This is a genomic window from Pseudomonas sp. CBC3, from assembly GCF_037967085.1.
GTDB lineage: Bacteria > Pseudomonadota > Gammaproteobacteria > Pseudomonadales > Pseudomonadaceae > Stutzerimonas.
This window is the reverse complement of record NZ_JBANEO010000004.1, coordinates 398,750-410,039: the sequence shown is the minus strand read 5'-3', so window position 1 is coordinate 410,039 and position 11,290 is coordinate 398,750. Positions and strand designations below refer to the sequence as shown.

Sequence of the window (11,290 nt, the reverse complement as noted above, 5' to 3'; positions counted from 1 at the left end):
GACCACTACAAAAGCTGCCCTAAGCCTTGTTGACAGGATGAGTCATGGAAGACAAGAAGAGTATTGCATTCAAGGTGAACGTTGGAGTCGGGCTTATGGGCATGACCTCTGTCACCACGTCGGTAGGTGAAAACTCAAAGACAACATTGATAGAGCGTCGGGGCTCTGCGGTTGGAAATGTGATCCCGTCCGTGATTGTTATTTGCGAGGATAATTTGGCCAAGACCATTCTTGAGATGGTCGCTTACGAAGCGGAGGGGTCTTACAAGATCATCACAGCCGGTGCATGGGATAACATGGCCACGCTTTTGTATGGAATTTTTCTCTATCGCGAGCAGCTGGCGGCGGCCGGGGATAAGAGATTCCTTGAAGTTGTATGCGTGACCGATGGCGATGTTCGTAACGAAAATCTGAGTAATGTTCTCGGAAAAGTACATAGCGGTATTGATGTGCCCGAAGACATGAAAAAAGCATTGGCCCTGATTAGCGGCAGCTTGTATGGCTTTGCATTGGACAGTTCAAAGCCTATCCGTGGCCTTCCCGAATATAACCATCAGTTGTGGCTGAATGAGGTATCTCAGGATGTCGTTGCCGCTCATCACCAGGAAAAAGTTCAACTCCTTGAGTCCGCCCTAGAGCGGGCCGAAGAAAAGAACAAGCCTTTTATTGAGTTGGAGTTGATTCTGCTTAAGAAAGACATGACGGAGGTTAATAGAATAGCTGATGCTTCAAGGGAAATATTGTTTTATACTCTGAAAGATGACAAGGGGCGAATTGATTGTCACGGGTATTACAGTAATCTCAAGGCCAAGCTCTCTAAGGGGGATACCCTATTTAATTACCCTTTGCATAATTTGGAATATTCAGTTCTGTCCATCATAAAGCAATACAACCCTGTCCGTTGGAAGGCATATATTGCCCCCGTCAAGGATGCGATGCGGAAGGCGTCCGCCCACCACAGGGAGATGTTCACCCCTGATCGGTTCAATCTCACTGAGATTGGCGACGGAAAGTAGATACTCCTCTATCCGTATACAGTGCCCAATTTCTTGAGTCGACCACCCGTGGTGATGCGTGTCTCTCGCACGATATCGCGAAGGAGGTGAGGGACTCCTGCTGCATCGCAGTTACTCAGTCTCGTGATAATCGGGCGAGAGGCGTGGATCTGGGCATGCACCGCGCACGTTATCACCGAACATCACTTGGTGGCCTGGGATGAACATCATCCCCCTAGCTTCGCAAGCGTACGCAATGGCTTGTTGGCTGATAGGCTTGAGCTTTCTGAAGCCACTCTCATATTGCTCGATCGCGAGGGGCGACACGCCAGACTGCTCCGCGAGCTGATAGACACTCCAGTTCAGCCGATCCCGTGCTTGCTTGCAGTGCTCGCGACTCATGTGGAACAAAGGGATGTCGACGAAAGGGCTCATGTTTGACTCCAAAAGCAGGTCGAGCTCAAATACTGGTTGGATATACAGTTCACGTCAAGCGCTGGACGTCGAGAGGTGGATAGGTTTGTTGGTAGACCTAGATGCTGTGGTCGATTTGCCCTGGTCTCGCAGGCGCACGAAATCAGCACTCACGTTCCACTATGAGCAAACGCCATGGATTGAGTTGAGCCACAAATTTATCAAGCATAGTCTCCCTGATGGGCGCCGTTGCCCTGAGAGGATTTTGATCAATGCTCCTTAAACGATTCACTGCTCCGGTACCGTTCCTGATTTTCGTGGCAATTTCGATTGGATTTTGGGTGATCCAATTTCGGTGTTTCGACCTGATCGGCTGGAATTACAATGCCTGCCATTGGCTGTTCGGGTTCGCATTCCCGTTTTTCCTAAGCTACGTCAGTGTGCCTCGGGGGCGAGTTCAGGTGACGCCTTTCATGGAGGTGTTGAGGCAGATCCTGATAGTCCCGTTTTATACCTGGCCACTGGCATTTGTGCGGGTTGTGTATCGTTCGACCGTGCGTGATCTGAACGCGGGCCTGCCCTGGACGCCTTGGATTGGCGCGCTGATTACTATGGCGTTTTCAGTTGGAAACGAGATGTTCGTTGACCCAGTGATGAACGGCACTCCGTTTGTCTACGCCTACGAAAATTTTGTGGCTGATGCTATCGGGATTGCATGTTTCATGCTGGTTACCTCGCCTTGGGTACGCCGGGCTCGCGAGCGTGCAGTGACCGATTGACTGCCCTGATGTCGGCATTTTTCTACCCAGCCAATGGGTAGAAAAGTGCCTAGGCGCTTCACGGGATCAACAGCCCTCTCAGGAACTGAACGAGGGCGGGATTCGTCAACTTGGCCAGTTGATGGTCGACGTGCTTCGTAGCAGCAGAAAGCGACGTTCACTTGTTGGGCACAAGTCAGTCAATCCTGATGAGGTCGCACGAGCAATCGATGATCAGCCTACGCTTCGGACGCTTGCATTTATTTCGCGCACAGTCCTGGACGCCGAACTGCTTATTGTCAGGAATAAGCATGCGGCCAAACGCATCGTCCGTAAGAGAGGGTAGGAGGGTATTGTGTTGTCATAGCTCGGTTAGGCTTTAGAGCCGTATTTTCCAGAGTTACTCCTGAAGCGCACGGCAAGCGGAGCGCGCAGGCGCGAGGATGAAAGCCCGGAGGGCCAAGACCCAGTCATTCATGACAGGGGCCTGGTTCACGACAGCCGGCCCGACAGGGCGCGGCTCAAGGTTCAGTCATCGTCTCATAGCCCCCAGTCTGAAGAACTGACCACAGGCCCAAGGAAAACCCCAGCCGCGAATGGGTGACATGTTGACAAGCGGAACGAAGGAGGGCGCCGCTAGCTATCCTCTATCGCGAGTTCTCAAACGCTTTACAGACAGAGCTCTCTCCTGGTCGTGTGAGTGGTAGTAGGTGTTCTGAGTGGTCGCCAGGTTCGTGTGTCGTAAGTCGAACTGCAGATCCTTAGGGCTCCTGAAGGGGGCGTCGAATGTGGCTGATGTGTGGCGAAGCCAGTGGGAGGACGCAGCCCTGAGACTATCCATTTCGTAAGGCTCGCGCCCCTCATCACGCATACGAACCAGTGCATTATCGAAGACGATCTGGAGGAGGGTGCGGACTTGTCTATCCGAGAGGCCAGAGCGCCCACTTAATGTTTTTAATAGCGGTGTTTTTTCCCGATAGTCGGGCAGGGGGTTGAGGCCTAAAAACGTTCTATATCGCTTGAGGTACTTCTCAATATACTCATCACGCACAGCAATTTTACCGGACTTATCACCCTTGCCAATTACATGAAACCACCAGTTCCCGTCAAAATCTTGCCTGAAGTCACCCATGGTAGGTTGCCAGTTGATTCGTCCTACTAGGTCAGATATACGAAGGTACATGCTAAACATTGTAGTTAGAATAAACAGAGTCCGCTCATGTCGCTCAGGCTCTGCTTGTGCCATCGCCTCTGCGGTATCAATAACATAATCCCACTGCAAAGGTGTTAGCGCGCGTGAGGTGTTAGAGTCCTGTTCAGGCGCGCTGTACTGACCTTTTTTCGAAACTTTCCGGAAAGGGTTCACGCTGACAAACTCTTCTTCGACTAGGTACTCATAAAATCCGTTTGCTATTTTGAATACATTACTCATGCTTCCCTTCGAGGACTGATAATCAGGCGTCGGAGATTGATCACTATTTTCAGGCAGTTTAAGCTGGCTATCTTGTTTGGGCACACGATGGGTGAATGGTCGCCATTTTGGGTTAGGGCATAATCCTGAGTTTGATAAATCTTGTTCTGCACACGCAATGAATCGATTTCGAATTACTGGGCCAACCCAGCTAGCTGGTGGTGCCTTGCAAAACGCAAGGTAGGCCTCTGCGTCAGCCCTCCGGAGGTCTTTGAGCGATTTCTTACGAATGATCAGTGACCAAAGTATCAGGCGTTCGACATGCCCCCGGTAGGTACTATATGTAAGCGAATTCTGTGCATAGCAACGCAAGTATCCACGCGCCGAAAGAAAATTCGCACTCGCTTCAAGCTCCAGTGGAAACTCATCCATATATAATCCAACACTTTTAATTGAAGATCGGAGAATTGTGAAATCCTGATCGACAAAATCGCCATGAGATTCAAAAATTGGCCGAGGTGTGCTGGTCATCAAAGTTACCGGTAAAAGGGTCAAATCCTCACGAATCAAGAACTTCCTAATCTGACTGTTTTAGGAAGTTTGAGCATCATCCGTTGCTACTCTCAATCGCCATGCATGCAAATCGAATAGTTCGATCCTAGCTACAACTTCGGCCGGCCGCAACCTCCCTTATTGCTGGCGCTCCTTTCATCCGTAAAGTTTAGAAACGCTCTTGACAAAAGCGTTAAAAGCGACTGTCAGTGTGTTTTTATTTGTGCGCAGGAGGAAGCTTCGATTAAGTATTTAATTGTCAGCATGTTGGTCAGTACATGCATTTCTGCGTACTGATTTTTGTGTGCGGGATTGTGGATTTATTTTTACTGCGTAGCGCGGCCCGAAGCTGCCTTTTATTTGGCCTTCACGTGTATTTATCCTTCGCGGCAACGACTTTATCTAATATATTGAATGAACCTGCGCCTACGATGGCCTCGCGATAAATAGAGCACGCACTGCATCGTGCACAGCAAAGAATTTGTCCTCTTTTATTTTAAGTCGCGCTTACTTCGGATTTTGTCCTGAATTCCGTAGCTGATCACAGGCTCAATGAAATTGGGCCCCGACCAACCTCTGATGCGAATGAGGAGCATGGCTAGGTCAGGATTTTGTCCTGGAAGATGTCGTTTTCAGTGCTTTCCTGCAGAGCCGGGGTCTGGTGCTTCCGTGTGGAATGGCAGCGGCCTTTGGCGAGAGCGGCCGTTGGATTGTGCCGCGAGGCCTCTTGAAATGGGCTCTGAGCGTGAGCATTGGGTGGCCGGCAGCCTATTGGCCTGACACTGAATAAACGCATAAAAGCGGCGAGATAAAGGATTTTGTCCAGATAAGCGCAGGGCGCAATAACACCAGATTTTGTCCTGGAATGTGCACACTCCGCTGTAGGCCGCGTGGTTGCTGATGCTGCAAGATTCTGGTGCTTTCGCGCCGGCGCATGCGTTGTCCAGATAGCCGGAAAACTGAGAGCGATACTTCAAACGATCGATTGAATGGCCAATCCATATAAATCAATAGGTTACGCATGCTGCCCATAGGTTTGGGTGTCCAGAATTTGTCGGATTCTCCACGTGAAAGAGCTATGCAGAATGGCTGCAGGCCAGGATCTGCGGGGGATGTGGGGTATAAGGGGCTGGCAGTGTCCGTAAATGCCAACGGTCACATTGGGTGCGAAGAAAAGAGATACATACGGCTAATCAATAGCCAGTCCATATTGTTTATTTAACATAATATAGATTATGCGAATCGTTAACATAACCCTCTATGCACGAACTCCGTAACGGATTACAAAACGCACATCCATTACTACCTGTACTCGCATCGCATGAAGTAAATCCATTGGCCACCTACTTGTGCTCAACCATCTCGTTTGAACGCACCACGAAATTCACTGGGCTTGAGTCCGGCCTGCTTGCGGAAGAATCGACTGAAATAAGCGGTGTCGGCGAAACCCAGGTCACGCGCGATCTGCTGGATATGCAGGCTCGTATAGGCTAGTTGCCGCTGTGCCTCGCGGACGATGCGTTCGTTGATGATCGCGCTGGGCGCAACGCCGGCCTCTTCGCGGCAAACGCGACCGAGCGTGGCTGTTGTCATTCCCAGGGTTTCGCTGTAGCGGCTCAGCGTCCAGTGGTTGCGGAAGTGCTTATCGACCAATTCGCGGAATTGCCTTAGCACGGCGGCACGCCGGCTTTTTCCAGGCCGTGGTGCGGTGTTGATGGAGACGTCCAGCCGCGCGGCATGAATCAGCAACGTCAGCAGCAGTGAATGGCCCGCTGCGAGGTTCCCGCGGGCCTCGCTTCGCGCTTCCGCCTGGATCAGTTCGATCAGTGGCCAGATGGGTTCGCTGCCGTCCGCCTGCCAGGGTAACGGCACGACGCTCGGGCGCTGCAGGAAGCCCAACAGCCCCGGCGCCACGATGCGCGCCATCGATTCCAGCGGCCGTTGTGCCGCGGTGATGACCGGTCCGTCGGTGTCGCGTTGGTAGCTGAACGCATGCACGGTGCGGTTCGGCAGGACCAGGATGCTCGGGCCGGTGAATGGCAGGCGCTGGTTTTCCAGCGAAACCTCGCCGCCACCGCTGCGGATGTAGAACAACTGCAGCAGCGCATCGTGCTGATGCGGTTTGATTTCCCACTGAAATTGCTCGCTGCGTTCGTTGATCCATTCGCAGTGCAGCATGTCGCGCCAGGCGGGCTGGGCGGTCTCGCCATATAGGCCGTAGTTGGGAATTCGCTTCATCGTACCTCGACAGGCAAACCGCCTGCTTTACGCGCCCCGCGATGCTCAACGATCACGGGTACATTTTTTAAAATCCGAATTGTCCTGTTGGTTGTTCGATTTGTCACATCGAAACGCCGTTAAATGTAACAAATTGTGCAACATGCCGTAGCGCTCTGCTCCCCGCGATGCGGCCTCGTGAAAAAACTAAAACCATGAATATGCCTACCTGGCGCGAATGGCTGTTTTCAGCCAAAGCGCTGACCGCTGCGTTGCTGTCGCTTTACATCGCGCTCGCCATTCCGCTGGACAATCCCTATTGGGCGATGGCCTCGGTTTACGTCGTTTCGCACCCGCTGTCGGGCGCCACGCGCTCGAAGGCGATCTACCGGGCGCTGGGAACCGTACTCGGTGCAGCGGCATCGGTTGCGATATTGCCGCTGTTCGGCCAGCAGCCGGTGATGCTGAGCCTGGTCATATCGTTGTGGCTCACCACCCTGCTCTACCTTTCGCTGATCGACCGCTCACCGCGCAGCTACATCTTCATGCTTGCGGCCTACACCGTGCCGTTGATCAGCCTCACCGAAGTCAACAATCCGCAGCATATCTTCGATGTAGCGCTGGCCCGGTCCGAGGAAATTCTGCTGGGCATCGTCTGTGCCAGCCTGGTCAATGCGCTGCTCTTTCCCAGCCGCATCGCACCGGTGCTGAATGCGCGTATGACGGTGCTGCTCGCCGATGCCCGCGTCGGGGCGCTGCAGATGCTCGGCGCAACGGGATCGGCTGCCCTCGATCAGCGTGCGTTGCACCAATTGATGATCGATGTGATGGGGCTCGACGGCATGATCGTGCACCTTGAGTACGACGCCGACAGCCATCTTCCGACCCGCCATGCCCGGGAATTCCGCGCACGCATGGCGATGCTCGCGCCGCAGCTGATCTCCATGGGCGACGCGCTGCGTCAGCTACGCCAGGAACTGCCGGAGCCGCTGCCGGAGTTCGAAGAATATCTGCAGCGCGTCGGCCAATGGTTGCAGGGCGAGGATGCGCAGCTCGATGCTGATCGCCTCGTCGAGCGCAGCTGGCAGCTGCAAACATGGCTGAGCGATAGCTATCCGGAACAGCACTTGGCGCTGGCCGGTGCGTTCGGGCAGATCCGTGCACTGATCGATCTCTGGCAGGACGCCCTGGAGCTGCGCTGGTGCTTTGCCCTGGGCCATCCCGAGCAGGCGCCGATGCTGCGCTATCGAGTGCGCCAGTTGATCGGCGCCCCCCGTCATTACGACTATCCGTTGCTGGCGTTCAGCGCCTTGTCCGCTGGGGTCCTCGTACTGCTGGTCAGTCTGCTGTGGTATTGGTCAGGCTGGGCGCACGGCTACACCGGAGTGTTCCTTGCGGCCGTCGCCAGCTGTTTCTTCGCCAGCCAGGACAACCCGGCGCCTTTCATCAAATCGATGCTGGTGGCGACGCTGATCTCCACCGTAGCCGCCGCCATCTACCTCTTTGCACTGATGCCCAACGTGCATGACTTTGGCAGCCTGGCCATTCTCCTAGCCGCACCGTTGCTGCTGTTGGGTACCTTTTCCGGTCGCCCTCAATATGCCGGGACGGCGATTCTGTTGGCGGTTCAGACCATTTCCACCCTCACCATTCAGGATCGTTACGCCGCCGATTTCTCGCGGTTTGCCGATGTCGCCCTGTCCTCGGCCATGGGCGTGACCTTCGCGCTGATCTGGGCCCGCCTGACCCGACCATTCGGCACGCAGTGGGCGGCGCGGCGTCTTGCTCGCAGCGGCTGGATCAGTCTCTCGCGGCTTGCGCTGGCCAAGCCGAAACAGGATCACGACGACGTCGCCTCCAAGGTCATCGACCGTACCGCTCAATTACTGCCGCGCCTCGCCCAATTGGCCGACCAGGGCCTGGCGCTGCACGACGCGACCCGAGGTTTGAGACTGTGCTTCCGCTTGCTGGAACTCAAGCGAGTGCCGCTGCCCGCAGACGCCGAGCAACGGCTGCAACCGGTCATTCTGGCGCTGCACGATTACTTCCAGGTGTGCGCTCGCGCCCGTCATCCGCAGTCCGCGACAGATGGCCTGCGCGAGCAACTGGATGAAGGCGTGCAGTACCTATGGAGCCGTGACGGCCAGGCCGCGCACGACGCCTGCCTGGCGCTGCATGGCCTGCGTCTCGCGCTGTTCCCTGCGGTTTCGCATGCCACCGCGCCGCTACCGACCACAACCGGGTACGACCCTCTCGGAGCCTCCGCATGACCGGACATTTGAATATCTATGGCGTCTACGTGCCGGTACTGCTGGTGTTGATGCTTGCCGCCTATCTGCTCAAAAGCCTGCTGGGCGTCGCCCTCGCCCGGCTGGGCCTGTACCGCTGGGTCTGGCATCCGCCGCTGTTCAACCTCGCCCTCTACGTCATGGTGCTGGGCGCCCTGTCCACCCTCATACCGGGAGTCGAATCGTGAAGAAATGGATACCTGCCGCCGGCTCGGTGATGCTGACCCTGTTGGCCGTCGCCATCGCCGTCGTGGTGAGCGTGCATCTGTGGGACTACTACATGGAAGCGCCCTGGACCCGCGACGGCCATGTGCACGCCGACATCATTCAGGTGGCGCCTGACGTTTCCGGCCTGGTCACCGAACTGCGCGTGCGGGACAACCAGAAGGTCGGCCGTGGTCAGGTGCTGTTCATCATCGATCAGGCGCGCTTCGAACTCGCCCTCGAAGAAGCCGAAGCGACCGTGCTGGAGCGTCGTGCGCGGCTCGCCCAGGCGCGCCGGGAAGCCAAGCGCAACCGCGTACTGAAAGACCTGATCGCCGCTGAAACCATCGAAATCGGCGACACCCAGGTTAAACGCGCCGAAGCCGCACTGAAGACCGCCGAAGCCGCCCTCGGCGTGGCGCGGCTCGACCTGGAGCGCACCCGTGTGCTCAGCCCTGTCGATGGCTATCTCAGCGATCAGACCATGCGCGTCGGCGATTACGTCCACACCGGCAAACCGGTGCTGTCGATCGTCGATACCCGTTCGTTGCGCGTCGAGGGCTACTTCGAAGAAACCAAACTGCACGCCATCGAGATCGGCCAGCCGGTGGACATCCGGCTGATGGGTGAATCGCAGCACCTGCGTGGCCATGTCCAGAGCATTGCCGCCGGTATCGAGGACCGCGACCGCGCACGCGGAAACTCGCTGCTGCCTAACATCAATCCAAGCTTCAACTGGGTGCGACTGGCCCAGCGAATACCGGTGCGCGTGGTGCTGGAAGACGGCCAGCAAACCGACATCCGACTGGTCATCGGCCGAACCGCGACCCTCTCGGTGCTGCCCTGGCCACAAGCCGGCCAGGTGGAGCCTGCAACGCCATGAGACGCCATAACCTCACTGCTCTGCTGGCTCTGGTCGGCACCCTCAGCGCCTGCACCATGGTGGGCCCCGATTACCGGCTGCCGGGCGATGCCGCGATTCAACGTGCCGAAGCTCAGGCACCATTCGATCTGGCCGGTAATGCGAAGGTGGAACAAGCCGAGTTGCCCGCCGACTGGTGGAAACTCTATGACGACCCCCTCCTCGACCGGCTGGTGAGCGAGGCGCTGGAACGCAATACCGACGTGCGCCTGGCCTATCACAACCTGCGACGCGCCTACGAGGGCTTCCAGATGGCCCATCACGCGCAGGAAATCGAGATTGGTGGTGCCGGCTCGCTCGCGCGTGGTCAGCTATCCAGTGAGTCACTGGCACTGCAGGAAAAGATCCCGGTGATGAACCTCGCCGATGCCGGGCTTTCGGTCGGCTATCAGCTCGATCTGTTCGGCAAGCTCAAGCGCGCCGCCGAATCAGCCGGAGCCAGTGCTGAAGCCAGCGCCGCGGCCCTCGATGCCGCCCGCATCACCGTCGTGGCTCAGGTCGTGCGCAATTATGTCGAGGCCTGCCACGCGGGCGAAGAACTGAAGATCGCCAAGCATTCATTGGATATTCAACAACGCCAGCTGGATGTGGCCACGCGGCTGTTCAGCGGCGGTCGCGGCACCGAAGTAGACGTGGCTCGCGCACGCGCTCAGGTCGAGGCGCTGCGTGCCGAGGTTCCTCCGTTCGAGACGAAAAAATCCGCAGCGTTTTATCAAGTCGCCGCCCTGCTCGGCCGCACGCCCGGTGACTTGCCAGAACCGGTCATTACCTGCAGCCACGCGCCGCAGCTGAGCCAGCCGATTCCGGTTGGCGATGGCACGGCGTTGCTCAAGCGTCGTCCGGACGTCCGCGCGGCGGAACGCAGCCTGGCTGCTGCCACCGCAGATATCGGGGTCGCCACCGCAATGATGTATCCGGAAATCAACCTCGGCGCCTCGGCCGGCTATACCGGCATGCTCGAACACATCGCCGACCCTATTACCCGTCGCTGGGAATTCGGGCCGTCCATTTCCTGGCACATCCCGACGAAAGTCGACCGCGCGCGGGTCCGTGCCATGGAAGCCGGCGCCGACGCGGCTCTTGCGCGTTTCGACGGCGTGGTACTCAACGCCCTGCGCGAAACCCAAACGCTGTTGGCGCGGTATGCGCACGATCTGCAGCGCAACCGTGCCCTGCGCGATTCCCGCGACGCCGCCAGCCGCGCTGCCGATCACACCCGTCGGCTCTATCAGGAAGGCCGTTTGGCCTATCTCGACAGCCTCGACACCGAGCGCACCCTGGCCTTTGCCGAGGCCGCGCTGGCGGAATCGGAAGCACAACTGTCGCTGGATCAGGTCAACCTGTTCCTGGCGTTGGGTGGCGGATGGGAAGACGCTGAGCGTACGCCGTCGACCCAGCTTGCCCATTGAGCTATCTGCACAACGCTGATCGCGCGATGCCAGGACAAATGACGCTTTCCAGACTCAGAGTGAGATGACAGGAAGAACCGCTTCATTCGTCGCGCCCGGTGTCAGCAAGCGGGACTTGGC

General features: G+C 56.8%; 9 protein-coding genes. 6 read left to right on the top strand and 3 right to left on the bottom strand.

From position 1 onward, the window contains the following. The first annotated feature begins 44 nt into the window (after positions 1–44). Positions 45–1,016 carry a hypothetical protein gene (locus V6943_RS18550; RefSeq protein ID WP_340554996.1) on the top strand — a complete coding sequence of 324 codons (972 nt, stop codon included), beginning with the start codon at positions 45–47 and terminating at the stop codon, positions 1,014–1,016. Between the two features lie 111 nt (positions 1,017–1,127). On the opposite strand, the gene V6943_RS18545 is transcribed toward V6943_RS18550, so the two are convergent. Further along, the gene (locus V6943_RS18545; protein ID WP_340554995.1) at positions 1,128–1,430 is read right to left on the bottom strand and encodes a helix-turn-helix domain-containing protein; all 303 of its coding nucleotides are present in this window, start codon (positions 1,428–1,430) and stop codon (positions 1,128–1,130) included. A gap of 251 nt (positions 1,431–1,681) precedes the next feature. Between V6943_RS18545 and V6943_RS18540 the strand changes: the two genes are divergently transcribed. Beyond that, entirely contained in the window at positions 1,682–2,188 is a 507-nt protein-coding gene (locus V6943_RS18540; protein WP_340554994.1) for a hypothetical protein, read from the top strand. 619 nt (positions 2,189–2,807) lie between these two features. Here V6943_RS18540 and V6943_RS18535 read toward each other — a convergent pair. Both V6943_RS18535 and V6943_RS18530 read right to left on the bottom strand, forming a co-directional pair. Then, positions 2,808–4,109, bottom strand: coding sequence for a tyrosine-type recombinase/integrase (locus tag V6943_RS18535; RefSeq protein ID WP_340554993.1), 1,302 nt, complete (start codon positions 4,107–4,109; stop codon positions 2,808–2,810). A gap of 1,374 nt (positions 4,110–5,483) precedes the next feature. Further along, positions 5,484–6,368, bottom strand: a complete 885-nt coding sequence (locus tag V6943_RS18530) for a helix-turn-helix domain-containing protein (protein WP_340554992.1) — start codon at positions 6,366–6,368, stop codon at positions 5,484–5,486. A 194-nt stretch (positions 6,369–6,562) separates the two neighbouring features. Between V6943_RS18530 and V6943_RS18525 the strand changes: the two genes are divergently transcribed. The 4 genes from V6943_RS18525 to V6943_RS18510 are packed head-to-tail and all read left to right on the top strand — an operon-like array spanning position 6,563 to position 11,170. Further along, positions 6,563–8,617, top strand: a complete 2,055-nt coding sequence (locus tag V6943_RS18525) for an FUSC family protein (protein WP_340554991.1) — start codon at positions 6,563–6,565, stop codon at positions 8,615–8,617. Beyond that, positions 8,614–8,823, top strand: a complete 210-nt coding sequence (locus tag V6943_RS18520; RefSeq protein WP_340554990.1) for a DUF1656 domain-containing protein — start codon at positions 8,614–8,616, stop codon at positions 8,821–8,823. The genes V6943_RS18525 and V6943_RS18520 overlap by 4 nt, the downstream gene beginning before the upstream one ends. Beyond that, complete coding sequence (locus V6943_RS18515; protein ID WP_340554989.1) at positions 8,820–9,722, top strand: HlyD family secretion protein; 903 nt, start codon at positions 8,820–8,822, stop codon at positions 9,720–9,722. The genes V6943_RS18520 and V6943_RS18515 overlap by 4 nt, the downstream gene beginning before the upstream one ends. Further along, positions 9,719–11,170, top strand: coding sequence for an efflux transporter outer membrane subunit (locus V6943_RS18510; RefSeq protein ID WP_340554988.1), 1,452 nt, complete (start codon positions 9,719–9,721; stop codon positions 11,168–11,170). The genes V6943_RS18515 and V6943_RS18510 overlap by 4 nt, the downstream gene beginning before the upstream one ends. Positions 11,171–11,290 lie beyond the last annotated feature (120 nt).

What these genes read in the sequence shown, in the direction of transcription:
- V6943_RS18550 (WP_340554996.1), top strand. Translation starts at nt 45, where the DNA reads ATGGAAGACAAGAAGAGTATTGCATTCAAGGTGAACGTTGGAGTCGGG.
- V6943_RS18545 (WP_340554995.1), bottom strand. Translation starts at nt 1,430, where the DNA reads ATGAGCCCTTTCGTCGACATCCCTTTGTTCCACATGAGTCGCGAGCAC.
- V6943_RS18540 (WP_340554994.1), top strand. Translation starts at nt 1,682, where the DNA reads ATGCTCCTTAAACGATTCACTGCTCCGGTACCGTTCCTGATTTTCGTG.
- V6943_RS18535 (WP_340554993.1), bottom strand. Translation starts at nt 4,109, where the DNA reads ATGACCAGCACACCTCGGCCAATTTTTGAATCTCATGGCGATTTTGTC.
- V6943_RS18530 (WP_340554992.1), bottom strand. Translation starts at nt 6,368, where the DNA reads ATGAAGCGAATTCCCAACTACGGCCTATATGGCGAGACCGCCCAGCCC.
- V6943_RS18525 (WP_340554991.1), top strand. Translation starts at nt 6,563, where the DNA reads ATGAATATGCCTACCTGGCGCGAATGGCTGTTTTCAGCCAAAGCGCTG.
- V6943_RS18520 (WP_340554990.1), top strand. Translation starts at nt 8,614, where the DNA reads ATGACCGGACATTTGAATATCTATGGCGTCTACGTGCCGGTACTGCTG.
- V6943_RS18510 (WP_340554988.1), top strand. Translation starts at nt 9,719, where the DNA reads ATGAGACGCCATAACCTCACTGCTCTGCTGGCTCTGGTCGGCACCCTC.